The following is a 24,182-nucleotide window of genomic DNA, read 5'->3' on the forward strand; positions in this document are numbered from 1 at the left end:
ACCGAATGGTGCGGCTGCACGGCCGAGTGACCGAAGGGTGCGGCTGCTCCGGCGTACGGGCGGCCACAGCAGCAGTACCGATGTGGGAAGTGATCGGGATGGGGCTCGTGGGAGCGGACATCGGCCCCGTGCGCGCCCGTGAGGAGTTTCTGCGCGGGGGAACGGTCGAGGGGACCGTGCGCAGCCCGATCCTGGATTCCTGGCAGCGTTCGCGGTCTCTGGGGCTCGCGCCGGAGGGCTGCGAGCTGCCCTACCGTCCGGACATCGATCTGGACGGCCGCCTCGTCCGCGCCGCCACGCCCGTACTGGACCGGCTGCAGGCCAGGTTCGCGGGCCGGAACATGAACGTGTCCCTCGCCGACGGGCACGGGGCCGTACTGCAACGGCGGTTCGGCGACACCTCGCTGGTCAGGCACCTGGCCGCGATCCAGAGCGTCCCGGGGTTCGTGTTCGCCGAGGAGTTCGCGGGGACCAACGGGATCGGCCTGGCCCTCGCCGAGCGGCAACTGATCAATGTGTACGGCGCCGAGCACTTCGCCGAGCGCTCCCAGGCCAACGCGTGTGCGGCCATCCCCGTCCGGGATCCGCTCAGCGGACGCATCGAGGGCGTCCTGTGCTTCGGCTTTCCGCCCACCGACGCGGACGCGGCGCTGAACGACGTGATCAGCAGGGCGGCCGGCGCCATCGAACGACGGCTGCTGGAGCAGAGTTCGACGCGGGAGCGCGCCCTGCTGCAGGCGTACCTCGACGCCAGGAGCGGCGCCCCGGCCGGCCGGACGACGGTCAACGGGCAGCCGGGCGGGCTCGCCGGGAGCGGCCTGGACTGGCGTGACGAGATGATCCTCAAGGAGCGGGCCACCGAGCTGATCTCTTCGGCGCAGCGGGCCGCCGTCGAGGTCCCCCTGCCCGGCGGCCGGCGGATCACCTTGCTGAGCCGCCCGGTGACCAGCCCCTCCGGGGTGGAGGGCGTCGTCATCGAGGCCGTCCTCCCCTCGCCCCACCAGCACCTCGCCGTCCTCACCACCGCCGAGTCCGCCCCCGGCCCGCCGGCCCCGCAGGTGCTCGCCCCCACCGCCCCGCCGCCCGGCCCCCTTCCCGGCGGCGCACCGGAGCGGCCGGCCGCGTCGGTGCGTCGGCCCGGTACGTCCGGCGCCGCCGGGGAGCCCGCCGACGGGGCGGCCGGCCGGCTGGTGCTGATCGGCGAGCCGGGAGTGGGCACGTACGCGGTGGCGGCCCGGCGGCGGCTGGAGCTGCTGTCCGAGGCCAGCACCCGCATCGGCACCACGCTGGATGTGAGCCGTACCGCCCGGGAGCTCGCCGAGATGGCCGTCCCGCGACTGGCCGACTACGTCACCATCGACCTGCCCGAGGCCGTGCTGCGCGGCGAGGAGCCGACCGATCCGCGCGCCGGCCTCCACCGCACGGTGGTCCACGGGATCCGCGACGACTGCCCCTTCTACCCCGCCGGTGAGCCGGTGGACCTGCGGCCCAGCACGCCCCAGCTCCGCTGCCTGGCCGACGGGCAGCCGGTGCTCGAACCGGACCTGCGGACGGCCGGCGGCTGGATCGCCCAGGATCCCGCGCACGCCCGGCGGCTCCTCGACCACGACATCCACTCGCTGATCGCCGTGCCCCTCCTGGCCCGCGGCATCGCCCTGGGGACGGCGAGCTTCTACCGTTCGCGGGACCCCGCGCCGTTCGGGGACGACGACCGTTCGCTGGCGCAGGAACTCGGCACCCGCGCCGCGATCTGCATCGACAACGCCCGCCGCTTCACCCGCGAACACGCCATGGTTCTCGCGCTGCAGCGGAGCCTGCTGCCGCAGAGCATCCCCGAGCAGAACGCCGTCGAGGTCGCGCACCGCTACATGCCCGCCGAGTCGCGGGTCGGCGGCGACTGGTTCGACGTGATCCCCCTCTCGGGCACCCGGGTCGCCCTCGTCGTCGGGGACGTCGTCGGCCACGGCGTCCACGCCGCCGCCACGATGGGCCGGCTGCGCACCGCCGCGCGCAACTTCGCGGAACTCGACTTCGGCCCGGACGAGGTCCTCACCCACCTCGACAACCTCGTGGGCCGCCTGGACCGGGACGAGGGCACCGAGGACACCGCGGGCAGCACCGGCATCATCGGCGCCACCTGCCTGTACGTCATCTACGACCCGACGAACCAGCAGTGCGTGATGGCCCGGGCCGGCCACCCGCCGCCCGCGCTGGCCCGCCCCGACGGCACCGTCACCTTCCCCGAGCTTCCCGCCGGACCGCCGCTGGGCCTGGGCGGACTGCCCTTCGAGACCGCCGAGTTCACCCTGCCCGAGGGCAGCCGGCTCGTCCTGTACACCGACGGGCTCGTCGGGGGCCGCCACCGCGATGTCGATACGGCCCTCGACCAGTTGCGCGGCGCCCTGGCGCACCCGGACCGTCCGCCCGAGGAGACCTGTGAGGCGGTTGTCCGGGCCGTGGTGCCGGAGCATCCCGCCGACGACATCGCGCTGCTCGTCGCCCGCACCCACGCCCTGGACCCCGGCCGGATCGCCACCTGGGACCTGCCCGCCGACCCGGCGCGCGTCTCCGGCGTCCGCGCCGCCGTGACCCGCCAACTGGCCGCATGGGGGCTGCACGACGTCGTCTTCGCCACCGAACTCCTGCTCAGCGAGCTGGTCACCAACGCCATCCGCTACGGCGCCGCCCCCATCCAGGTGCGCCTGCTCCACGACCGCACGCTGATCTGCGAGGTCTCCGACGCCGGCAGCACCGCCCCGCATCTGCGCCATGCGGCCAGCACCGACGAGGGCGGGCGCGGCCTCTTCCTCGTCGCCCAGCTCGCCCAGGCGTGGGGCACCCGCTACACCTCCGGCGGCAAGGTCATCTGGGCCGAGTGCGCCCTGGAGGCGCCCGCGGGCGGGCCCGGCGCGGCCGCGGCGTACTTCGACGGCATCCCCGCCCTCTGACGGACCCTCCGGCATTTCGGACGAAGCGGGACGTAGCATGGCGCGCGTGCGGTAACCGCTACGGGTGGCGCGCCGTCGGGCCGCGGGCGCGCCGCCCCGGCCGTCAGGAAACGCCCCCGCAGTGCCCGTCAGTCGGGAAACACCCAGCAGAACCTGGCAGGACCAAGAGGCCGACCTCCGGAGAAGTCCGTGCACGACGCTCCCGACCGCACCCCTCCCCCGCGCCGTGCCCCGCAGCCCCTCGTCCGGGTGCGCGGCCTCGGCAAGCGGTTCGGCGGCACCGTCGCGCTGGACCGCGTCGACCTCGACATCCACGCCGGCCGCGTCCTCGCCCTGCTCGGCCCCAACGGTGCCGGGAAGTCCACCCTGATCAAGGTGCTCGCGGGCGTCCACCACGCGGACGAGGGCGAGGTGAGCGTCGCCGGCCATCCACTCGGCACCGAAGCGGCCTCCCGCGCGCTGTCCTTCATCCATCAGGACCTGGGCCTGGTGGACTGGATGACGGTCGCCGAGAACATCGCCCTGGGCGCCGGCTATCCGCGCCGTGCGGGGCTGCTGTCCCGGCGCGGGGTCCGCGGGCAGGGCGCCGAGGCGCTGGACATCGTCGCCGCGCACCTCGACCCGGACGCCCCGGTCACCGGCCTGTCGCGCGCCGAACGCTCCCTGGTGGCCCTCGCCCGCGCCCTGTCCACCCGGGCCGGCGTCATCGTGCTCGACGAGCCGACCGCCAGCCTCCCGGCAGCGGACTGCGCCCGGCTGTTCGACGTCCTGCACGCCCTGCGCGACCAGGGGCGCGCCATCGTCCACGTCACCCACCGGATCGACGAGGTGTACCAGGTCGCCGACACCTTCGCCGTCCTGCGCGACGGACGCCTCATCAGCCGGGGCCCGGTCGCCGGCTACCCCCCGGCCCGTCTGGTGCGCGACATCGTCGGCCGCGAACCGGGCGGCTACCGGTTCGCCCCCGCCACGGGTCCGCCCGTCCTGGTCCTCGACCGCGTCCGGACCGGGAACACGGCGCCGGTCAGCCTGGAGCTGCGCGGCGGGGAGATCGTCGGCATGGTGGGCCTCACCGGCGCGGGGCACCGGGAACTGGGCCGTGCCCTCGCCGGCGTGGGACCGCTGACCGGCGGGCGGGCGCTGCTCGACGGCCGGCCGTACGCCCCGCACACGGTCACGGCCGCCGTCCGCTCCGGCGTCGGCTTCGTCAGCAGCGACCGTCAGGAGGAGGGCCGCGCCGCCGAACTGACGGTGCGGGAGAACTTCCTGGCCAACCCCCGGGCGAGCGGGGTGCCGTTCTGGCGCCTGCTCGCCCCCCGCCGCGAGCGCGCCGAGGCGGCGGACCTGATGGCGCGGTTCGCGGTGTCGCCCCGGGACACCGAGGCGCCGATCGCCACCCTGTCCGGCGGGAACCAGCAGAAGGTCATGGTCGGCCGGTGGCTCCGGACGCACCGGCGCCTGCTGATCCTCGAAGAGCCGACCGCCGGGGTGGACGTCGGCGCCAAGACGGCGCTCTACCGCCTGCTCCGGGACGCGCTGGCCGACGGCCTCGCCGTCCTGCTCCTGTCCACCGACTTCGAGGAGGTCGCCCAGGTGTGCCACCGGGCCCTGGTGTTCGTCCGCGGGGCGGTGACGGCGGAACTGAGCGGCGCGGCCCTCACAGTCGCCGAACTCGCCCGTGCCTCCTCGGCGATGAGCGCGCTGACCGGGACGGTGGAGCCATGACCCGCTCCCTCCGTCCCCGGCTGGGCCGCCGGTCCGGGCACCTCCTCGGCGCCTACGGCCTCCTGGCCCTGGCCGCCCTGCTGTTCCTGGCCTTCTCCCTCGCCCTGCCGGGCACCTTTCCCACCCTGGACAACATCTCCGAGATCCTGTCCAACCAGTCGATCCCCGCGCTGCTCGCCCTCAGCGCCATGATCCCCATCGTCACCGGCAACTTCGACCTGTCCATCGGCTACGGTCTGGGCCTCGCGCACGTCATGACGATGCATCTCGTCGCCGACGAAGCCTGGCCCTGGCCCCTTGCGTGCCTCGTGGTGATCCTAGGCGGAGCCGTCATCGGCGTCGTCAACGGTGTCCTCGTCGAATTCGCGAGGATCAACTCCTTTATCGCCACGCTCGGCACCGGCAGCATCCTGTACGCCCTCACCGGCCGGCTCACCAACGGCGCCCGGATCGTGCCCGGTCCGCAGGGCCTGCCGGCGGCCTTCACCGATCTCTACGACTCCCGGTTCCTGGGCCTGCCGGTGTCGGCGTGCTACGTCCTCGCGCTGACCGCCGTCCTGTGGCTGCTCCTGGAGCGGCTGCCGCTCGGCCGGTACCTGTACGTCATCGGCGCCAACCCCCGCGCCGCCGAGCTGGTGGGCATCCCCGTCCGGCGCTACGTCGTCCTCGCCTTCGCCGGTTCGGGGCTGGTCGTCGGTGCCGCCGGGGTCCTGCTCGCCGCGCAGCAGCGGATCGGCAACCCCAGCGTCGGCCTGGACTATCTGCTGCCCGCCTTCGTCGGTGCGCTGCTCGGGTCCACGGCGATCAGGCCCGGCCGCCCCAACGCCCCGGGTACGCTGGTCGCCGTCGTCGTCCTCGCCATCGGCCTCGCCGGAATCGGCCAGCTCGGCGCCCAGTTCTGGGTCACCCCGCTGTTCAACGGCGCCACCCTGCTGCTCGCTGTCGGCATGGCCGGCTATGCCGCCCGCCGCCAGTTGCGCGGGCGGCGGACCAACCCACCCCGCGCCCGGCACGACGCGGTCCGTGCCGTCTCATGACCTCCGCCCCTCCCCCGCGCGCCGTCCCTCCGCACGAAGCTCCCGTACGCGCGCACCGCAGGGCCGCCCTGGGCTGCGCCGCCGCCGTCGCGATGGCGGCCGCCGTCCTCGTCGGCTGCGAGCGCGGCGCCTCGTCCGGGGCCGCGCCCTACTCGCCGGGCCCGGCGTCGTCCGGCTGTCCCGCCGTGCTGGCCGGGGCCCGCACCGCCGTCGCACGGGCCGAGCGGCCCCGCACCACCTGGGACGGCCCGACCACCGGGCCCAGGGCGGTCGCCGGCCGGAGCATCGTCTATGTCGCGCAGACCATGACCAACCCCGGTGTCGCGGGCGCCGCCAAGGGCGTTCGGGAAGCCGCGAAGGCCATCGGCTGGCGCGTGCGGGTGATCGACGGCCAGGGCACCCCCGCCGGCATCCAGGCGGCCTTCAGCCAGGCCATCACCCTGAAGCCCGCGGGCATCGTCATCGGCGGCTTCGACCCGCGTCTGACGTCGCAGCAGGTCGCCAAGGCCCGCGCGGACCACATTCCGCTGGTCGGCTGGCACGCGGTCGACGCCCCCGGCCCGAGCAAGGACCCGGACCTCTTCAGCAACGTCACCACTCGGGTCCGGGACGTCGCGAGGATCAGCGCGGACTGGGTCATCGCCCACTCCCGCGGCCATGCGGGGGTCGTCGTGTTCACCGATGCCTCGATCCCGTTCGCCCGGCACAAATCCGAACTGATCAAGAAGCAGCTGGCGACCTGCCCGGGTGTGCGGCTGCTGGCGGAGGAGAACATCCCGATCCCCGACACCAGCAGCCGCACGCCCCAGGAGGTCTCCTCGCTGCTCTCCCGCTTCCGGGACCGCTGGACCCACTCGGTCGCCATCAACGACGTGTACTTCGCCGACGCCGCCCCGGCTCTGCGCGCGGCCCGCAAGAAGGGCGGCGGCGCCCCGTTCAACATCGGGGCCGGCGACGGCGACCCGTCCGCCTTCCAGCGGATCAACAGCCGGCAGTTCCAGGCGGCCACCGTCCCCGAGCCCTTCTCCCAACAGGGCTGGCAGATCCTCGACGAGTTCAACCGCGCCTTCTCCCACCGCCCCGCCAGCGGCTACGTCGCCCCCGTCCACGTCTCCACCGCCGCCAACAGCCACGGCGCCACGACCTGGGACCCACCCGGCTACCGCGCGGCGTATCTGAGGATCTGGGGGAGGCAGCGGGACGGCGGCGCCGGCGGCCGTGGCGCCCGGCCCGTTTACTCGAACCGGGTGGGGTCGCCCGCGCCGCGGCGTACGATCTCGACGCTGTCGCCGGAGAAGTCGATGACGGTGGTGGGCTCGGTCCCGCAGTCGCCCGAGTCGATCACCGCGTCCACCACGTGGTCGAGCCGCTCCTTGATCTCCCACCCCTGGGTCATCGGCTCCTCCTCGTCGGGCAGCAGCAGGGTGCTGGAGAGCAGCGGCTCGCCGAGTTCCGCGAGCAGGGCCTGGGTGACGCCGTGGTCCGGGATCCGGACGCCGACGGTCTTCTTCTTCGGGTGCAGCAGCTGGCGCGGCACCTCCTTCGTCGCCGGCAGGATGAAGGTGTAGCTGCCGGGGGTCGCCGCCTTCACCGCGCGGAACACGTCGTTGTCGACATGCACGAACTGGCCCAGCTGCGCGAAGTTCTGGCACACCAGGGTGAAGTGGTGGCGGTCGTCGAGGTTGCGGATCGACCGGATGCGGTCGATGCCGTCGCGGCTGCCCAGCTGGCAGCCGAGTGCGAAACAGGAGTCGGTCGGGTACGCGATGAGCGCACCGGAGCGGATGCTCTCGGCCACCGTGCTGATGGTGCGCCGCTGCGGGTTGTCGGGGTGCACATCGAAGTATTTCGCCATCCGTCGAGCCTACGGGATCAGGCCACCCGTGCTCCGGTGACAGCGGCGGCGGGCCCGGCCGGGACCCGTGGGTCCCGGCCGGGCCCGCCGCTCCGCGGTGCGGCCGGCGAGGGCTGCGGGGTTACGGCGCCATCTCGTACGCCCCGGCCAGCGCCTCGACGCGCTCCCAGACGCGGGCCGAGCGGGCCTCGTCGACGACCGGGCGGCGGACCGCGCCCAGGGCCCAGCTCTGCTGCGCCGCGGTGGCCGAATCCTTGCCGTGCAGCTCCACGGCGTGGGCGGAGTAGTCGCGGACGAGGACGGCGAACAGCTCGTCGAGCACATCGGCGTCGAGGCCGGTCAGGCGGGCCTGCTCCAGGATCAGCTGGCCGTGCACGACCAGCGCGAACAGCTGGCCGACGGCGAGCAGGAGGTCGAGGTCGCGGCTCTGCGCCTCGTCGGGGGCGGCGGTGGTGACGAACTCGCAGAGGGCGTCGGCCTGCTCCCGGAAGCGGGCGACGTTGGGCACCTCGGCGTAGGCGTCGAAGGCGGCGCGCCAGTCGTGGAAGCGGATGGCGCCCAGGCCGCGGGCCGGTCCCTGCCGGAAGAGGAACGCGTCGTCGGCCGCGTCGAGGCGGGTGGGCACCTCGGCGTACTCGGCCGGGTTGAGCAGGTGGTTGCCCATGAACTTGAGGATCAGGGCGAGGTTGACGTGGACCGTGCCCTCCAGCTTCGGCAGGCCGCGGATCTCGGTGGCGGCCTGGGAGAAGTAGGTGTCCTTCTCGAAGCCCTTGGCCGCGATGACGTCCCACATCAGGTCGATGACCTTCTCGCCCTCGGTGGTCACCTTCATCTTCGTCATCGGGTTGAAGAGGAGGTAGCGGCGGTCGTCGGGGCCGGCCGAGCGGAAGTAGTCGACGGCGCGGTCGCTGAAGAGCTTCATGCCGACGAGGCGGACGTAGGCGTCGGTCAGCTCGCGGCGCACGTGCGGGAAGGCGGTGACGGGGCGGCCGTAGAGGATGCGGTTCTGGGCGTGGGTGACGGCCTCGTACATCGCGTGCTCGCAGATGCCGATGGCGCCGGTGCAGAGGTTGAACTTGCCGACGTTGACGGTGTTGAGCGCGGCGTCGAAGGCGGCCCGGCCGGTGTGCAGGATGTCGTCCGCGCCGACCGGGTAGTCCTCCAGCCGGAACTCGCTGACGTACTTGGAGGAGTCGACGACGTTCTTCACGAGGTGGTAGGCGGAGTGGCGGCTGTCGGCGGCGAAGAAGACATAGCCGTCGGGGCCCTCGATGTCGGTGCGGCGGCCGAAGACGGAGACCAGTCCGGCGGCGTTGCCGTTGCCGATGTAGTACTTGGAGCCGGTGGCGCGGAAGCCGCCGGCAGCGTCACTGTCCGGCTCCAGCAGCATGTCGGTGGAGTAGATGTCGGCGCCGTGGGCCTTCTCGGACAGGCCGAAGGCGAACACCTCGCCCTGGGAGAGGAGTTCGGCCGCGCGGGCGCGGACGGTGGCGTTGTCGCTCTGCCAGACCGGGCCGAGGCCGAGGATGGTGACCTGCCAGGCGTACCAGTAGTCGAGCCCGTAGAAGCCGAATATCTCGTTGAGGGCGGCGATCCGGGCGGTGTCCCAGCGCTTGTCGGACTGCCCGTCGGCGGCGGAGGCCGGGGTGAGGAAGGTGGCGAACAGCCCTTCCTTGGCGGAGAACTCCAGGAACTCCGCCAGCCAGGCGCGGGAGCGGTAGTCCTCGATCAGCCGGCGCTTGCCGCGCGCCTCGAACCAGTCGACGGTGGCGCGCAGCAGCCGGCGGGTCTCGGGGTCGAAGTGCGCCGGGTCGTAGGTGCGGGGGTTGAACAGGAGCTGGTCGGCCATGGCGGGTCGCCTTTCCGGATCGGGGGTCGAGGGTCGTGACGGACGGTTTCCGGGCGTGCCGGTGGACGGCGGGGCCCGGGTCGTGGGTGCCTGTTCAGCGCTCGGGGCCGCTCGGGTGGCGCGCGGCGAGCCGGTGGAGGGTGGCGAGCACGTCGTCGAGCCAGGCGAGGGTCATCCGCTCGTACGCGATGCCGCCGCGCAGCACCACGTGCTGGAGCTCTTGCCCCGCGTCGGGCGGGGCGGGGGCCTGGGGGCCGGTGAAGTCCCGCCGCTCCCCGGCGAGATAGTGCGCGAGCCGGTCGGTGTGCGCCCGGTGGTGCCGTTCGACCTCGCGGATCAGCGCGGCCGGGTCGTCGAACGCCGCGCCGCGGATCTTCACGGCGAGGTCGTGGCGGACGCTCTCGGGTTCGATCGGCTCGTGCAGCCACGCGGAGAGCGCGGCCCGGCCCGGCGCGGCGACGGAGTACTCCTTCTTGTCCGGCCTGGCCTGCTGCGGCACCTCGCGGACGTCGATCCAGCCGTCGCTCTCCATCCGCTTCAGGACGCGGTAGATCTGCTGATGGGTGGCGGTCCAGAAGTATCCGATGGACCGCTCGAACCGCCGGGCCAGCTCGTAGCCGGAGCCCGGCTTCTCCAGCAGGGAGACGAGGATCGCGTGGTCGAGCGCCATGCCCCGATCCTTCTATGCAACTTGTTGCATATACAAGTGGGCGCCGCCCGGGTGAGACGCGGCTCACCCCGCGGGCCGGTCCACGGCCACGGCGAGGGCCCCGGCACAGCGCCCGGCGGGTGACCCGCTCGTGCGCGTGTGCAACCACCTCGCAACGTTGCGGGGAGTTAACTGGGGTACTGCCTCTGTGGCGGCCCGGTGACCGTGATCCGGCCCGTTCGGCCGGCTCGCCGCCGTCCCGGGAGCGCCACCCGTTGTGGCCGGTCGAGAGAGGAAACCCCACGTGTACCGACAAGAGACCGACAATCCGCAGGTCAGCGCATTGGCGACGGAATCGGGGCGGCTGTGACGGGCGCCGGCGAGGGCCAGGCGGAGGCCGCCGGGGAGGCCGTGCGGGAGGGTGCTTCGCGGATCGCGCTGAGCGCCGCGGCGACCGAGCTGCTGCGCCTGCTGCACGCGCAGCACGGCCCGCTGATGTTCCACCAGTCCGGCGGCTGCTGCGACGGCAGCGCCCCCATGTGCTACCCGGCCGGGGAGTTCCGTACAGGGTCGTCGGATGTGCTGCTGGCCCGGCTGGCGGTGGAGGGCGTGCCGGAGCCGGTGGGGTTCTGGATGTCGGCGGACCAGTACGAGCGCTGGCGGCACACCCACCTGACGGTGGACGTCGTACCGGGGCGGGGCAGTGGCTTCTCCCTGGAGGCGCCGGAGGGCGTGCGCTTCCTGATCCGCTCGCGGCTGTTCACGGACGAGGAGCGCGCGGCTCTCGGCGATTGACGTGCCGGCCGGAGCGACGGAGGCCGAGCGGGCCCGGTCGCGTCGGACCGGGCCGGACGAGCCGGACCGGGCCGGCCGCGTCTGACCGGAAAGGGGAACCGGAGACGCAGGTGAGGCCCCACACACGGGGGAGAGCGTGGGGCCTCACTCTGGAAAACGGGTGAAAGCCTCCCCGGGTTCCCTCTCGGTGAAAATTCCGCAAGAAAATCTTGTGGGCGGGGTGGAGATGAGGGGTGTGCCCGCGGGCGGCGGCACGCACCGGGCCCCCTCGCGTGGACCGCGGCGCCGCCGCTCAGGCGTCGTCCTGCACCAACCGCTCCAGCATCGCCTGGAAGTCCGCGTCCGCCACCACCCGCAGCCCGTCGCCGTCCAGCCGGCTCAGCGGCGTCATCACGCCCCGGCGCCACCAGAAGACCCTGGGGCTGATGGCGCCCGCCGCGTCCTCGTGCCCGGCCGCCGCGAACTGCGCCATGGCCTGCAACGCCGGGATCACCTGCGCGTCGTGGATGCGGTGGAACGCCAGCTGGTGGCGGAACGGCAGGGCGACCAGCGCACCGTCCGCGGTGAGCCCGGTGCCCATCAGCCGCTGCACCAGTTCGTCCAGCACCAGCACCCGGCTCGCGGTGAAGAACGAGTCGCCGAGCAGCACCTCGAACGCCGAGCCGTCGCCGCGCCGCACGGTCTCGTGCCCCTCGACCGGAAGGGCGCGCAGATTGTTCATCGCCCGGATGCGCAGCTCCGCCACGTCCCCGAGGTCGGTCAGGGAGTCCTCGCTGAGCATCTGCACGGCCTCGGGCAGATCGAGGGCGAGCACCTCCCGCAGCCCCGGCGCCGGCGCGCGGCCGTAGCGGAAGGAGTCGGACGCGGGCAGCGTCTCCTGGGCGACCACCCGGGGGTAGAGGCAGGCCCGGATCTCGTCCGCGCTGAGGATCTCCAGCGGCTGCGGGCCGTCCATCGTGCGGAGCACCTTGCCGACGTGGTCCCGGATCAGCGCGGGCCAGCTGCGCTCACCGCGCCGGTCGCGGTGGCACACGGCGGCGAGGTTGCCGAGGCCGAACTGCCGGCCGGCGGAGTCGGTGACCACCCCCGCGTACGCGGTGACTTCGAGGCCCTGTTCCGCGAAGGCCTGCCGGACCTGTGATCTGAAGACGCCGCCCTCGCGCTCGGAGAAGAAGCCGAACTCCCCGTCACGTGCCAGGTCGCGGGGATCCCGCTTCGGTCCTCGGCGGAACAGGCCCATCTCTTCCTCCCGGCAGCGGCCACGCACAACGGCCTCGAATGGGCCGATCGTAACCGGTGCGCCGCCGCCGTCGTCGTCCTGACGCAGCCGTTCAGGGCGGTGCCCCGCACCGGAGGGCGAGCCGCCGGAGTTGACGGAGCGGAGGCGGGCAGGGACGGGCCCACCTCGCCGTCGTGGCAGGTGGCGGGCCACTGCCCGCCGGTGAAGTGCGGCCGAGGGACGCGTGCATGATGCCCCGTCAGCTCTCAGCCGGAGTCCCGTACGACGAGCCGCGGGGCGAGCCGGACCGTGTGCCGCGGCCCCTGTTCCCCGCCGGGGCCCCGGCCCAGCAGGCGGGCGGCCTCGGCGGCGAGTTCACCGACCGGTTGGCGGACGGTGGTCAGCGCGGGGTCGGCGAGGCCCGCGAGCGGGATGTCGTCGAAGCCGGTGACGGCGACCTCGCGCGGCACGTCCGCGCCCAGTTGCCGCAGGCGTTGCAGCGCACCGGCGGCGATCAGGTCGTTGGCGCAGATCAGGGCGTCCGGGCGGGACGGCCAGAGCCGGTCGACGGCGGCCCGGCCCCACTCCACCGAGAAGTCGCCGAGCGCGATGCGGCCGGGGGCCTCGGGGTCCAGCGCCGCGGCGCCCGCCTCGTAGGCCGCGCGCCGCTCGACCGCCGCCGACGCGGTCCCGGCCGCGCCGACGAAGCAGGGGCGGCGGCGGCCGGTGGCCGCGAGGTGATCGAGCACCAGAGCCATGCCGGCCGCGTTGTCGACGGCGACGGAGTCGGCGACACCGGGGCCGCAGCCGCGGTCGAGCAGCACCAGCGGCACCCGGGCGGCCGCGCCGGCCACCGCCTCCCGGCTGCGCCGCTCGTCGACCGGTATCAGCAGCAGGGCGTCGACCTGCCGTCCCAGGAACGCGGCGATCCTGGCGGCCTCGGTCGCCGGGTCGTCGTCGCAGTCGGCGAGGAGGACGGCCCGCCCCTCGGCGTGCAGGGCGTGCTCCAGCTCCCGGACGAGGGAGGGGAAGAACGGGTTGGTGATCTGCGGCAGCACGAGCCCGACGGTGCCGGTGGAACGGCTGCGCAGGGCGCGGGCCACATGGTTGGGGCGGTAGCCCAGGCGCTCGGCCGCCGCGCGGACGGTGCGCGCGGTCTCGGCGCCGACCGGACGGGTGCCGGCCAGGACGCGGGAGACCGTGGCGATGGAGCAGCCCGACGCCAGCGCGACGTCCTTCAACGTGACTTCGGCCACCGTCTCCCGGCTCCCTCCGGTTCGGCCCGCCCGAACCGGAGGGAGCATACGCCCTGGTACGCCATGGGCAAACGTTGTCCCAAGGGATGCGGATCGCCCGGTCGTCGTGCCCGCTCTTCGTCCCGATAACGTCCGGATAGCGCGAGATTGAACCATTGACAACCAGCAGGTTGATGGGTCAAGTTTCCGGAGAACGTTTTCCATGCTGCTCGCTCGCCGGCTGACTCCGCGCCCGGGCTCGCCATGGGTGACCGCCGGGCGCGTGGTGCGCCGGACCCATACCGGCCCCCACCCACCACCCTCATCACCGCTTCACCGAGCAGCAGAGCAAAGGGGCTCTTCCGTTGGCCAGAAAGATCATCCTCGACTGCGACCCGGGGCATGACGATGCGATCGCCATGCTCCTGGCACATGGCAATCCCGATGTCGAGCTGGTCGCCGTGACGACCGTGGTCGGGAACCAGACGCTGGAGAAGGTGACCCGCAACGCCCTGTCCGTGGCGCGCATCGCCGGGATCACGGGCGTGCCCTTTGCCGCCGGCTGCCCGCGCCCGCTGGTGCGGGCCATCGAGACGGCGCCGGACATCCACGGCGAGACCGGTCTCGACGGCCCCGACCTGCCCGAGCCCGCCTTCGAGCTGGACCGCCGGCACGCGGTGGACCTGATCATCGACACGGTGATGTCGCACGAGCCCGGCGAGATCACCATCGTCCCGACCGCGGGCCTGACGAACATCGCGCTGGCCGTGCGCAAGGAGCCGCGGATCGCGGAGCGGGTGCGCGAGGTCGTCCTGATGGGCGGCGGCTACCACGAGGGCAACTGGAGCGCGGTCGCCGAGTTCAACATCGCCATCGACCCCGAGGCCGCGCACATCGTCTTCAACGAGCGCTGGCCGGTCACCATGGTCGGCCTCGACCTGACACACCAGGCGCTGGCCACCCCCGAGGTCGACGCGCGGATCGCCGCGGTCGGCACCCGCCCGGCGCGGTTCGTCGGCGAGCTGCTGGACTTCTTCCGCGAGGCCTACCGCGAGAACCAGGGCTTCGACCACCCGCCGGTGCACGACCCGTGCGCGGTGGCGTATGTGATCGACCCGGACGTCATGACCGTGCGCAAGGCCCCGGTGGACATCGAGCTGCGCGGTGCGCTGACGGTCGGGATGACCGTGACGGACTTCCGTGCGCCCGCCCCGGAGGACTGCACCACCCAGGTCGCGGTGAAGCTCGACCACGAGCGGTTCTGGAACCTCGTCGTGGACGCGCTCGAGCGGATCGGCGACATCGAGGCATGAACGTTTCCACCACTCAGCGCCCCGTAGCGGCGACCGGCGGCGGCTCCGGCGTCCGGATCGGTGTCCTGGTCACGGCGCTGCTCGCGGCGTGCTTCGCCTTCCAGCTCAACGCGAGCATGCTCAGCCCCGCGCTCAAGAACATCGAGGACACCCTCGGCGCCAGCTCCGCGGAGATCGGCCTCACCCAAACCGCGTTCTTCACCTCGGCGGCGCTGTTCTCGCTGTTCCTCCCGCGGCTGGGCGATGTCGTCGGCCGCCGCCGGGTGCTGGCCGGGATGCTCGCCCTGATGGTCGTGGGATGTGTGGTCGCCGCGCTGGCGACCAGCGTGCCGGTGCTGTTCGCCGGCCGTGTCATCCAGGGCGTCTGCGGCCCGGTCGTCCCGTTGTGCCTGATCATGCTGCGGGTCGAGGTGAAGGAACCCAAGCGGTACGGCACCCTGCTCGGCGTGATCACCGCCGTCAACGGCGGTATCGCCGGTGTCGACTCCCTCGCGGGCGGCTACCTCGCCGACCGCCACGGCTTCGGTTCGGTCTTCTGGGCGATGGCGGTCGTCGCGGCCCTGGCCGCCGTGCTGGTCGCCACCCTGACCCCCGAGTCGAAGGCGCCGACAGCGACCCGGATGGACTGGCCCGGGGTCGCGCTGCTGGTCGTCTCGGTGGGCTCGCTGCTGATCGCGCTCAACGAGGCGGGCAAGCTGGCCGCCGCGAACTGGCCGCTGATCGCCGTTCTCCTCGTCCTGTCCGCGGCCGCCTTCGCGCTGTTCTGGCGGACCGAGGACCGCAGCGGGCACCCCCTGGTCGCCACCCGGCACCTCAAGCAGCGCGCGACGTGGGCGACGCTGCTGACCACCGTGCTCACCATGACCGGCGTGTTCGCCGTCATGAACGGGCTGATCCCGGCGTTCGCCCAGGACGCCCAGGCCGGGCTGGGGATGAGCGCCGAGGCCTCCGCGTGGTGGACGCTGTCCCCGTACGCGCTCGCCGGGCTCGCCATGGGCCCGCTGGCCGGACGCCTCGCCGCCACCTTCGGCTACGGCCGCGTCCTGCGGTGCGGCCTGGTCGGGTCGGTGGCCACCGTCGTGCTGATGCTGCTCACGATGCACAGCCACGCACGGATCCTGCTGCTGGTGACGTCCGTCCTGGTGGGCATCGCCTACGCGGGCGTGGCGAACATCGTCCTCAACGGGCTGGGCATCGTCCTCTCCCCCGCCGAGAACCCGGGCTTCCTGCCCGGCCTCAACGCGGGCGCGTTCAACCTCGGCGCGGGCCTCAGCTTCGCCGTCCTGTACGCGGTCAAGACCGCCGCCACCCCGGCGGACCCGTCGTCGGCCGGCGGCTACACCGCCGGAATGATCGCGGGCGTGGTCATCCTCGCCGCGGCCATCGCGACGTCCTTCCTGATCCCGAAGCCGGTGGCGGCCGAAGCCCAGGACTGAGGCACACACCGCCGCTTCGTGCCGCACGCCCCGGCGCTACGGGGCACGCACCCCGCCGCCCGCCGCCGGATGTCCCCGGTCGGCGGGCGGCGGGGTGCCGGCGTCCGTACGGGCGGGGTCCGAGGGCGTGCGGGAGCGGCGCGTCGCGGCGGATCGCTCCGGCGTCGCGTACGGGCGGGATCCGACGGCCTGCGGGCCCGCCGAGTCGGAGCGGATCAGTCCGGCGTCGCGTCGACCGTCCCGCGCAGGAGGGCTCCGAGGCCGCCGGAGGGTGCGCGCTCGGGGTCACGGACCACCACGATGTCGGCGCCGGTCGCGGCCGCCGACCGCACCAGGGCGTCGTCCGCCCGCGCGACGGCCGGCCGCTCCTCCCCCAGGTACGTCAACTCCGTTCCGCGTACGGCGAGTTGGTCGGCGTCCGCGCCCACCCAGACCTGCCGGGCGATGTCCGCGCCGTGCGGGCTGACCAGCAGGGTGTCGATCCGGTGCTCCCGCGCCGCCTCGACCAGCGCGGGGATGCCGGCCGCGGCATGCGGGGCGCTCTTGTTCCCGGGCCCGGCACCCGTGCGGAAGCGGTCGGTCACCTGCGCGATGTGTTCGCGTTCCTGGACCGCTCTGACCTGGGCGATGTCCCGGTCGACCAGCGCGCTCTCGGCGCCCGGCGCACGGCCTCCGTGGGTGCTCTCGCAGGTGAGGGCGCGCAGCGGTTCGGGCAGCTTGTCGTGCACCAGGTGGCGGTCCCGCTCCTCCCCGACCAGGACGACGGCCTCGGCGCCGCTCCGCTCGAACGCCGCGCGCACCGCGTCGGCGATCTCCCCGGCGTTGTGCTCCCAGGAGTTCGCCGGGTCGGTCCGGAAGTGCCGTTCGGAGGAGCCGTCCGCGGAGGCGCGGGGGAAGGTCCGCCCGGCGCCGTCGGCGCCGCCCCGCTCGCCCAGCAGGGCGAAGTCCGCTCCGTTCCGGTCGAGGCGGACCACCAGGCAGACGGGGTCGTCGCCGATCGCCGCCAGCAACGGGGTGACCCGGGGCACCGGCCCCCAGGCGGCGAACGGCATGGCCGGGGGCCCGGGAAGCGGGGTGTCGAGCACGATCGCGCCATGGGCGGCGAACAGCACCCTCCCGGCGTGCGCCCCGGTGTCGCCTTCCCGCCGCGTGAGCAGCGCCTCGTGCACCGCGCCGCAGGTGGCCTCGTCCGCGCCGAGCGCGAACAGCTGCGCGGTGGTGGCACTCGCCGTCAGCTCCTGCTGCTTCGCCGTGTCCTCGCTGCTCTGCGGGACGGTGGCGTAGACGGATGCCCAGGGGCCGGGCCGATCGATGACCGGTTTCAGGAGCGAGAGTCGCATGGCGCTGCCTCCTTGGCTTCCTCGGATTCCGCGGATTCTCCGGTGGTGCGGTGGACTGTCATCGTGAGCGGCTGTGTGTCGTCGGTATGTCGTTATCCGGTGGGTGCCTTACGAATTCCCGTTCCCGAAAGCCGTATGCATGGCGGGCATATGCATCTGCGGTCACGTTCCGCTCATGCGCGGATGATTTCGGTGTGCGCGGCGGAAACGGGGCTGCCGGGTTGTTAGGGCCGGTGGACCAGGGAAACTGGGAGTAATGCGTCGGGTCTGTACGACTCGTAGAGCCGGAGGCACCCATGGTCATGGAACACGGCACGGACAAGACCGGCCCCGCCCGGGACGACGTGATGAAACGGCAACTGCGGGGGCAGCTGACGGCCGAGCGCTCCCTGCGGACCGACGAGGAGCACGAACTCCAGCCGGCGGGAGAGGACCAGCCGGTGGCGGCGTGGTCCCCCGAGAGCGACTTCAGGGGCGGCACGCCGAGCGGGATGTCCGAACGGGACGTCGGGCTGCGCTCCGAACTCGCCCAGCACCTCGGGCGCAGCCTGTACCCGGCCGACAAGAACGCGATCATCGAGACCCTCCGGCGGAACAACGCACCGGACCGGCTGGTGGCGATGGCCGAGCGGCTGCCCGCGCACGAGCGGTTCGGGAACGTGCAGAGCATCGCGGAGGCCGTGGGCATCGCCACGGAACACCGGCGCGCCTGAGACCGCGCCGGCGTCGCCCACTGACGCTGCCGCGCGACGCCAGGAGGCGGACAATTGGTCGTACAGGCACCTGCCGCACCCGGCGGCCGGGCCTGCGACGGGGAAGAGGGAGGCGGTTATGTCCGACGACGCGATGGGCGACGAGGTCTATCAGCCTCCCCGGTCCGATCCCCAGGACAACCCCAACGACCTCGACATGGAGGACGCCCTGGACGAGCCGGATCTCGACGAGACGCTGGACACGGGCTACTCGCCCCCGGAGCGGCCCTTCGTGGTCAACCACGACGGGACCACCGCGCGCGAGCTGCACGACCGCGAGACGCTCGATCACCGGCTGGCCGTGGAGGTACCGGACGTCTGCGCCCCCGACGGCGACGGCATCGGCGACCTGCCCGGCGGGGTGGGGGAACCCACCGACCTCGAATGCGGCGAGGAGCGGGCCGGCCGGCTCGTGGGATCCGATGAGGGATTCTGGCGCGGCGGCAGCAATGACATCGCCGCCCGCGACGTCGGTATCGACGGCGGCGCCGCGTCGGCGGAAGAGGCGGCGGTGCATATCGCGCGGGACAATGCGGGGGACGGGGACCGGGAGGTATAGCGGCGGGCACGCGGGGCGCCCGGGAGGGGATTTCCTGCCGGAATTCTTCGGGCGGGGCGGGGATTTTCCTGTGGGGTGGACATGCGGGGTGCGCACCGCCGCGACGGAACCTTTCCCGGGGGAATCGTCTGCATGCCACGGGGCAGGGCCCGCACACGCCCGGTGACTGCCCGGTTGGGTGAGTAACCGGCCCGCCGAGGGGCACACGGAGCCCGGGCGAGCGAGCTTGGAGGCAAGCACCGGCCGGCCGCCCGCGCCGGGCCGCGAGCCCCCGTCCGGACCCGCGCCCGAGCAGTGTCCCTCGACCGCAGGAGTTCACGTGAAGCGACGTCGTCCTCGGATCGTGATCGTCGGAGCCGGCTTCGCCGGCTTCGAATGCGCCCGCACGCTCTCCCGGCTGGCCAAGGGAGCCGCCGAGATCGTGCTGCTCAACCCGCACGACTACTTTCTGTACGTACCGCTGCTGCCGGAAGTGGCGGCGGGGCTCCTGGAACCCCGCCGGGTCGCGGTGTCGCTCACCGGGAGTCTGCCCGGCACCCGGCTCGTCCTCGGGCAGGCCCACGGCGTGGACCTCGACGCCCGCCGGGTGCACTACACCGACCCCGAGGACGAGGAGGGATCCCTCTCCTACGACCGGCTGGTCCTGACCGTCGGCAGCGTCAACAAGCTGCTGCCCGTCCCCGGCGTCGCCGAGCACGCCCACGGCTTCCGCGGAATGCCCGAGGCGCTGTACCTGCGCGACCACATCACCCGTCAGATCGAGCTGGCCGGGGCGGCCGGGGATCCCGCCGAACGGTCCGCCAGGACCACGTTCGTGGTGGTCGGCGCCGGCTACACCGGAACCGAAGTCGCCGCCCACGGCGTGCTGTTCACCGACGCCCTGGCCAAGCAGAACGTGGGCCTGCGGGACGGTCCGCGCCCCCGCTGGCTGCTGGTGGACGTCGCCGACCGGCTGCTGCCCGGACTCGACGAGCGGCTCTCGCACAGCGCGGACCGGGTGCTGCGCTCCCGGGGCGTCGACGTCCGCACCCGCACCTCCGTCAAGGAAGCGACCTCGGACGGTGTGCTGCTCGACGACGGCGAGTTCGTCCCCAGCCGCTCGCTGGTGTGGTGCGTGGGCGTACGGCCCGACCCGCTGGTCGACTCGCTGGGGCTGCCCACCGACAAGGGGCGGCTGTGCGTCGACGAGTTCCTGGGCGTGCCCGGCCGTCCCGAGGTGTTCGCCTGCGGTGACGCCGCGGCCGTGCCGGACCTGACCCGCCCCGGCGAGGTGACCCCGATGACCGCCCAGCACGCGCAGCGGCAGGGCAAGGCGGCGGCACTCAATGTGGCGGCCTCCTGCGGCCAGGGCGCACGGCGCGCCTACGAGCACCGGGACTTGGGCTTCATGGTCGACCTGGGCGGCGTGCAGGCCGCGGCCAACCCCTTCCACATCCCGCTCTCCGGCCCGCTCGCCGGCGCCCTGACCCGCGGCTACCACCTCCTGGCGATGCCGGGGAACCGCATCCAGGTGGCCGCCGACTGGATCCTGGGCGCGGTGCTGCCGCGGCAGGGCGTCCACCTGGGGCTGGTCAGCTCCTGGTCGGTGCCGCTGGACACCGCGTCACCCGAGGTGCCCCGCCTGCCGGGCGGCAAGACGGGCAGGTCGTAGGCGTACTCGTCGTCGACGCCATAGGCACAAGAACCCCGCGAAAGCCCCGCTGCGGCCGTGGTGCGCCTACTGCACGCGTTCCGGTTCGCCTTCCTCCTCCTCGGGGAGCCACACATCGCTCACCGCGATATTGACCTCCACGACCTGGAGGCCGGTCATCGTCTCGACCGCGGAGATGACGTTCTGCCGCACGCCCCTGCCCACGTCGGGGATGACCTCGCCGTAGTCGACGACGAGATCCAGATCGACCGCGGCCTGCTTCTCGCCGACCTCGACCTTCACGCCGTGCGTGGTGGTCGTGCCCCCGCCGGGTACGCGTTTGCGCAGGGCGCCCACCGATCTCGAAAACCCGCTGCCGAGCGCGTGGACCCCTTCCGATTCCGTGGCTGCCAGGAAGGCGATCTTCGCCACCACTCCGTCGGCGATGGTCGTGCGCCCCAGGTTCCCGGTGTTCCGCGACCCACGCTCTGCGAACTCGGTCATCGCGCCTCACCTCTTTGCTCCGTCGAGGGGAAGTCTTCGGACCCTCTCTTCACGCTATGGCCGTACGGGTGACGCTGCCTCCCGGAGCGGGGCGGGACCGGGCCCGGAGCGGGGCGTGCGGGACGGGGTCGGGACCCGAACCGGCACGTCCCCCTCCCTTTGCCGTTCCGGCAACGAAACTTGCCCTTCCGCACCGCCCCGCCGGACTCTCCTCCCCAGGGGCACGACGCGGCGGCGACACCGCCGGTGCCCCAGGTGCACCGACGCACCGGACCGCCATCCAGCCACCGGGAGGACCCGCCGATGCCCCACGACAGCACCATCCCCGACCACGCGTACTGGGACGCCCGCTACACGGAGAGCGACCGGATGTGGAGCGGGCGCCCCAACGCACCGCTGGTCCGTGAGACCGCCGGCCTGATCCCGGGCACTGCACTCGACCTGGGCTGCGGCGAGGGAGCCGACGCCGTCTGGCTCGCCGAACAGGGCTGGCACGTCACCGCCGTCGACGTCTCCCGTGTCGCCCTCGACCGCGCGGCACGGCATGCGCGGGAGACGGCGGCGGACGCGGCGCACCGCATCGACTGGCAGTGGTGCGACCTCGCCTCCTCGTTCCCCGCGGGCAGCTTCGACCTCGTCTCCGCCCACTTCCTGCACTCCCCGAGCGACATGCCGCGCGACGAGATCCTGCGGAAGGCCGCCTCGGCGGTGGCACCCGGCGGGATCCTCCTCGTCGTCGGTCACGCGGCGGCCCCGACCCAGGACCACGGCCCGCACCCCGACCTGCACTTCCCCACGCCGGACGAGGTCCTCGCGGCTCTCGGTCTCCCGGACGGGGAGTGGGAGGTCCTGCGCAACGAGGAGCACCAGCAGGCCATGACCGGCCCGGACGGCCGGCCGGGCACCCGCACCGACAACACCCTGAAGCTGCGCCGCGTCCCGGCCTGACGCCGCGGTGCCGGGGCCGGTGCGCGGCCCCGGCGCCCCGTCAGGCCCGACCGGTCCCGACACGCTTCGTGCGGGGCGGCGTTCAGCGGGCCAGCAGCAGCGCGTTCAGGAGCACCAGGGCCGTCAGCAGGGCCAGCGCGGCCACCAGGACACGGCGCCGGAGGGCGTCATAGCGCTGCTGGTACTCGCGGCGGAGCTGGAGGGCGCGGGTGGCGACGCGGGCGACGGACTGCCGGGAGAGGTCGAGCTGCCGGCGGGCCAAGAGGGCCACCAGCTCGTCGCGTTGGGCGGTCGTGGGCCAGTCGAGGGCGTCGACGAGGGCTTCGGCGTCGGTGCGGGCGCGGTCGGTCTCCGCCTGCCACAGCAGGTATCCCTCCATTCTGGCGATACCCGCCTGGACGGTGCGGCGGTCCGGGGCCCGGCCGTCCCGGGACCGGCCGCCGGGCGGGCGGCCGTCCGGCGATGGACGGTCCGGCGTGCGGCTGTCGGTCATGGCGCGGTCCGCTCAGCGCGGCCCGTCCCCCGGCGGTCGGCCGGTGCCGCGGGGTTCGCCGGGGCGGAGCGCGGCGCGGCGCGCGGCCTTTCTGGCGTTCTCCAGGGCGGCGACATCGGGGTGGTGCAGGTCGAAGGCGGGTGACTCGGAGCGGATCCGGGGCAGCGTGGTGAAGTTGTGCCGCGGCGGCGGGCACGAGGTGGCCCACTCCAGGGAGCGTCCGTAGCCCCAGGGGTCGTCGAGGGTCTCCTTCTTCCCGTACTTGGCCGTCTTCCAGACGTTGTAGAGGAACGGCAGCACCGAAAGACCCAGCAGGAACGAGCCGATGCTGGAGATCGTGTTCAGCGTGGTGAAGCCGTCGGACGCCAGATAGTCCGCGTAACGGCGGGGCATGCCTTCGACGCCGAGCCAGTGCTGGATGAGGAAGGTGAGGTGGAATCCGATGAACAGGGTCCAGAAGTGGATTTTGCCGAGACGCTCGTCGAGCATTCTCCCGGAGAACTTGGGCCACCAGAAGTAGAACCCGGCGAACATCGCGAAGACCACGGTGCCGAACACGGTGTAGTGGAAGTGGGCGACGACGAAGTACGAGTCGGAGACGTGGAAGTCCATCGGCGGTGAGGCCAGCAGGACACCGGTCAGTCCGCCGAAGAGAAAGGTCACCAGGAATCCGATCGCCCACAGCATCGGGGTTTCGAAGGACAGCGATCCGTGCCACATCGTGCCGATCCAGTTGAAGAACTTCACGCCCGTCGGGACCGCGATGAGGAAGGACATGAAGGAGAAGAACGGGAGGAGCACCGCGCCGGTCACGAACATGTGGTGCGCCCAGACGGTGACCGAGAGCCCCGCGATGGAGATCGTCGCCGCGACGAGCCCGATGTAGCCGAAGATGGGCTTTCGGCTGAAGACGGGGAAGATCTCGGTGACGATGCCGAAGAACGGCAGCGCGATGATGTACACCTCGGGGTGGCCGAAGAACCAGAAGAGGTGCTGCCACAGCAGCGCTCCGCCGTTCGCGGCGTCGAAGACCTGCGCCCCGAACTTCCGGTCCGCCTCCAGCACCAGCAGCGCGGCGGCCAGCACGGGAAAGGCGAGCAGCACGAGCACGGCCGTCAGCAGGATGTTCCAGGTGAAGATCGGCATCCGGAACATCGTCATGCCGGGCGCCCGCATACAGATGATGGTCGTGATGAAGTTGACCGAGCCCAGAATGGTGCCGAAACCGGAGAAGGCCAGGCCCATCACCCACAGATCGCCGCCGGTGCCGGGGCTGCGGAGGGGGCCGGACAGCGGGGTGTAGGCGGTCCAGCCGAAGTCGGCGGCCCCGGCGGGGGTGATGAAGGCGCTCAGGGCGATCAGGGAGCCGAACAGGTAGAGCCAGTAGGCGAACATGTTGAGCCGGGGGAAGGCCACATCGGGTGCGCCGATCTGCAACGGCATGATCCAGTTCGCGAAACCGGCGAACAGCGGCGTCGCGAAGATCAGCAGCATGATGGTGCCGTGCATCGTGAACGCCTGATTGAACTGCTCGTTCGAGAGGATCTGCAGTCCCGGGCGGGCGAGTTCGGCGCGAATGGCGAGCGCCAGCACTCCGCCGACCATGAAGAACGCGAACGACGTGCCCAGATAGAGCGTGCCGATGGTTTTGTGGTCGGTGGTCGTCAGCCAGTCCACCACCACCCGTCCGGCATTCCGTCGCCGCCTGGCCGGTCGGGGCGATTCCGTCTGCTGAACGGCTGTCACGGTCCGGACTCCTCCTCGCGCGCTGACCCCCTCAACCGGGCCGACGGTACCGATACCGCCGAAAACGCCGGGGAGGCTCGCCGCCGCGCCGCATCAGTCACATCAAGGGCGCGGGGCGAGCCGGAAATCCGGCCGGGCCGGTCCTCGCG

General features: G+C 72.8%; 19 protein-coding genes and 1 pseudogene. 11 read left to right on the forward strand and 9 right to left on the reverse strand.

Going from position 1 to position 24,182, the window contains the following annotated elements:
• Positions 1 to 98: 98 nt before the first annotated feature.
• The 4 genes and pseudogenes from K7396_RS04160 to K7396_RS04175 all read left to right on the forward strand — a co-directional run.
• Positions 99 to 2,948 (forward strand): SpoIIE family protein phosphatase, encoded by a 2,850-nt coding sequence (locus K7396_RS04160; RefSeq protein ID WP_170314253.1) that lies wholly within the window; start codon positions 99 to 101, stop codon positions 2,946 to 2,948.
• 189 nt (positions 2,949 to 3,137) lie between these two features.
• Positions 3,138 to 4,673, forward strand: coding sequence for a sugar ABC transporter ATP-binding protein (locus tag K7396_RS04165; RefSeq protein WP_086719625.1), 1,536 nt, complete (start codon positions 3,138 to 3,140; stop codon positions 4,671 to 4,673).
• Positions 4,670 to 5,710 carry an ABC transporter permease gene (locus K7396_RS04170; protein ID WP_086719626.1) on the forward strand — a complete coding sequence of 347 codons (1,041 nt, stop codon included), beginning with the start codon at positions 4,670 to 4,672 and terminating at the stop codon, positions 5,708 to 5,710. The genes K7396_RS04165 and K7396_RS04170 overlap by 4 nt, the downstream gene beginning before the upstream one ends.
• Positions 5,711 to 5,802: 92 nt before the next feature.
• Positions 5,803 to 6,903, forward strand: a pseudogene (locus K7396_RS04175) (substrate-binding domain-containing protein); the annotation flags it as partial.
• A gap of 41 nt (positions 6,904 to 6,944) precedes the next feature.
• Here the strand turns inward: K7396_RS04175 and K7396_RS04180 are convergent.
• From K7396_RS04180 to K7396_RS04190, 3 genes are all read right to left on the reverse strand, one after another.
• Positions 6,945 to 7,565, reverse strand: a complete 621-nt coding sequence (locus K7396_RS04180; RefSeq protein ID WP_086719627.1) for an L-threonylcarbamoyladenylate synthase — start codon at positions 7,563 to 7,565, stop codon at positions 6,945 to 6,947.
• A gap of 121 nt (positions 7,566 to 7,686) precedes the next feature.
• Complete coding sequence (locus tag K7396_RS04185; protein WP_086719628.1) at positions 7,687 to 9,414, reverse strand: acyl-CoA dehydrogenase family protein; 1,728 nt, start codon at positions 9,412 to 9,414, stop codon at positions 7,687 to 7,689.
• Positions 9,415 to 9,508: 94 nt separating this feature from the next.
• A complete protein-coding gene (locus tag K7396_RS04190) occupies positions 9,509 to 10,084 on the reverse strand; it encodes a PadR family transcriptional regulator (protein ID WP_086719629.1) in 576 nt (191 codons plus the stop codon).
• 390 nt (positions 10,085 to 10,474) lie between these two features.
• On the opposite strand from K7396_RS04190, the gene K7396_RS04195 reads away from it, so the two are divergent.
• A complete protein-coding gene (locus K7396_RS04195) occupies positions 10,475 to 10,858 on the forward strand; it encodes a DUF779 domain-containing protein (protein WP_086719637.1) in 384 nt (127 codons plus the stop codon).
• A 292-nt stretch (positions 10,859 to 11,150) separates the two neighbouring features.
• Here K7396_RS04195 and K7396_RS04200 read toward each other — a convergent pair whose 3' ends face one another.
• Complete coding sequence (locus K7396_RS04200; protein WP_086719630.1) at positions 11,151 to 12,098, reverse strand: hypothetical protein; 948 nt, start codon at positions 12,096 to 12,098, stop codon at positions 11,151 to 11,153.
• Positions 12,099 to 12,343: 245 nt separating this feature from the next.
• Positions 12,344 to 13,333 carry a LacI family DNA-binding transcriptional regulator gene (locus K7396_RS04205; RefSeq protein ID WP_086719631.1) on the reverse strand — a complete coding sequence of 330 codons (990 nt, stop codon included), beginning with the start codon at positions 13,331 to 13,333 and terminating at the stop codon, positions 12,344 to 12,346.
• 344 nt (positions 13,334 to 13,677) lie between these two features.
• Here K7396_RS04205 and uriH point away from each other — a divergent pair, with 344 nt between their 5' ends.
• Both uriH and uriT read left to right on the forward strand, forming a co-directional pair.
• Entirely contained in the window at positions 13,678 to 14,625 is a 948-nt protein-coding gene (gene uriH, locus K7396_RS04210) for a uridine-preferring nucleoside hydrolase UriH (protein ID WP_086719632.1), read from the forward strand.
• Positions 14,622 to 16,061 carry a uridine transporter UriT gene (gene uriT, locus K7396_RS04215; protein WP_086719633.1) on the forward strand — a complete coding sequence of 480 codons (1,440 nt, stop codon included), beginning with the start codon at positions 14,622 to 14,624 and terminating at the stop codon, positions 16,059 to 16,061. The genes uriH and uriT overlap by 4 nt, the downstream gene beginning before the upstream one ends.
• A gap of 215 nt (positions 16,062 to 16,276) precedes the next feature.
• Here the strand turns inward: uriT and K7396_RS04220 are convergent, their stop codons facing one another.
• The gene (locus tag K7396_RS04220) at positions 16,277 to 17,401 is read right to left on the reverse strand and encodes a baeRF2 domain-containing protein (protein ID WP_086719634.1); all 1,125 of its coding nucleotides are present in this window, start codon (positions 17,399 to 17,401) and stop codon (positions 16,277 to 16,279) included.
• Positions 17,402 to 17,697: 296 nt separating this feature from the next.
• Between K7396_RS04220 and K7396_RS04225 the strand changes: the two genes are divergently transcribed.
• The 3 genes from K7396_RS04225 to K7396_RS04235 all read left to right on the forward strand — a co-directional run bounded on the left by K7396_RS04225 (position 17,698) and on the right by K7396_RS04235 (position 20,363).
• Positions 17,698 to 18,114, forward strand: a complete 417-nt coding sequence (locus K7396_RS04225; protein ID WP_086719635.1) for a DUF2795 domain-containing protein — start codon at positions 17,698 to 17,700, stop codon at positions 18,112 to 18,114.
• Between the two features lie 118 nt (positions 18,115 to 18,232).
• Positions 18,233 to 18,712 (forward strand): DUF5709 domain-containing protein, encoded by a 480-nt coding sequence (locus K7396_RS04230; protein ID WP_152104198.1) that lies wholly within the window; start codon positions 18,233 to 18,235, stop codon positions 18,710 to 18,712.
• A 343-nt stretch (positions 18,713 to 19,055) separates the two neighbouring features.
• On the forward strand, positions 19,056 to 20,363 hold the full coding sequence (locus K7396_RS04235; RefSeq protein WP_152104261.1) for an NAD(P)/FAD-dependent oxidoreductase: 1,308 nt from the start codon (positions 19,056 to 19,058) through the stop codon (positions 20,361 to 20,363).
• A gap of 66 nt (positions 20,364 to 20,429) precedes the next feature.
• On the opposite strand, the gene K7396_RS04240 is transcribed toward K7396_RS04235, so the two are convergent.
• Positions 20,430 to 20,846: an Asp23/Gls24 family envelope stress response protein gene (locus K7396_RS04240; protein ID WP_086721159.1), complete on the reverse strand. Its 417-nt coding sequence runs from the start codon at positions 20,844 to 20,846 to the stop codon at positions 20,430 to 20,432.
• Positions 20,847 to 21,149: 303 nt separating this feature from the next.
• Here K7396_RS04240 and K7396_RS04245 point away from each other — a divergent pair, with 303 nt between their 5' ends.
• Entirely contained in the window at positions 21,150 to 21,794 is a 645-nt protein-coding gene (locus tag K7396_RS04245; protein ID WP_086721158.1) for a class I SAM-dependent methyltransferase, read from the forward strand.
• A gap of 82 nt (positions 21,795 to 21,876) precedes the next feature.
• Here K7396_RS04245 and K7396_RS04250 read toward each other — a convergent pair whose 3' ends face one another.
• Positions 21,877 to 22,287 (reverse strand): hypothetical protein, encoded by a 411-nt coding sequence (locus K7396_RS04250; RefSeq protein ID WP_086721157.1) that lies wholly within the window; start codon positions 22,285 to 22,287, stop codon positions 21,877 to 21,879.
• Positions 22,288 to 22,299: 12 nt separating this feature from the next.
• The gene (gene ctaD / locus K7396_RS04255; protein ID WP_086721156.1) at positions 22,300 to 24,033 is read right to left on the reverse strand and encodes an aa3-type cytochrome oxidase subunit I; all 1,734 of its coding nucleotides are present in this window, start codon (positions 24,031 to 24,033) and stop codon (positions 22,300 to 22,302) included.
• Positions 24,034 to 24,182: the final 149 nt, after the last annotated feature.

The organism is Streptomyces angustmyceticus (genome assembly GCF_019933235.1).
GTDB classification, from domain to species: Bacteria; Actinomycetota; Actinomycetes; order Streptomycetales; family Streptomycetaceae; genus Streptomyces; species Streptomyces angustmyceticus.

What these genes read in the sequence shown, in the direction of transcription:
- K7396_RS04220 (WP_086719634.1), bottom strand. Translation starts at nt 17,401, where the DNA reads ATGCGACTCTCGCTCCTGAAACCGGTCATCGATCGGCCCGGCCCCTGG.
- K7396_RS04240 (WP_086721159.1), bottom strand. Translation starts at nt 20,846, where the DNA reads ATGACCGAGTTCGCAGAGCGTGGGTCGCGGAACACCGGGAACCTGGGG.
- K7396_RS04170 (WP_086719626.1), top strand. Translation starts at nt 4,670, where the DNA reads ATGACCCGCTCCCTCCGTCCCCGGCTGGGCCGCCGGTCCGGGCACCTC.
- K7396_RS04190 (WP_086719629.1), bottom strand. Translation starts at nt 10,084, where the DNA reads ATGGCGCTCGACCACGCGATCCTCGTCTCCCTGCTGGAGAAGCCGGGC.
- K7396_RS04245 (WP_086721158.1), top strand. Translation starts at nt 21,150, where the DNA reads ATGCCCCACGACAGCACCATCCCCGACCACGCGTACTGGGACGCCCGC.
- K7396_RS04250 (WP_086721157.1), bottom strand. Translation starts at nt 22,287, where the DNA reads ATGACCGACAGCCGCACGCCGGACCGTCCATCGCCGGACGGCCGCCCG.
- K7396_RS04185 (WP_086719628.1), bottom strand. Translation starts at nt 9,414, where the DNA reads ATGGCCGACCAGCTCCTGTTCAACCCCCGCACCTACGACCCGGCGCAC.
- K7396_RS04225 (WP_086719635.1), top strand. Translation starts at nt 17,698, where the DNA reads ATGGTCATGGAACACGGCACGGACAAGACCGGCCCCGCCCGGGACGAC.
- K7396_RS04160 (WP_170314253.1), top strand. Translation starts at nt 99, where the DNA reads ATGGGGCTCGTGGGAGCGGACATCGGCCCCGTGCGCGCCCGTGAGGAG.
- uriT (WP_086719633.1), top strand. Translation starts at nt 14,622, where the DNA reads ATGAACGTTTCCACCACTCAGCGCCCCGTAGCGGCGACCGGCGGCGGC.
- K7396_RS04180 (WP_086719627.1), bottom strand. Translation starts at nt 7,565, where the DNA reads ATGGCGAAATACTTCGATGTGCACCCCGACAACCCGCAGCGGCGCACC.
- K7396_RS04200 (WP_086719630.1), bottom strand. Translation starts at nt 12,098, where the DNA reads ATGGGCCTGTTCCGCCGAGGACCGAAGCGGGATCCCCGCGACCTGGCA.
- K7396_RS04230 (WP_152104198.1), top strand. Translation starts at nt 18,233, where the DNA reads ATGTCCGACGACGCGATGGGCGACGAGGTCTATCAGCCTCCCCGGTCC.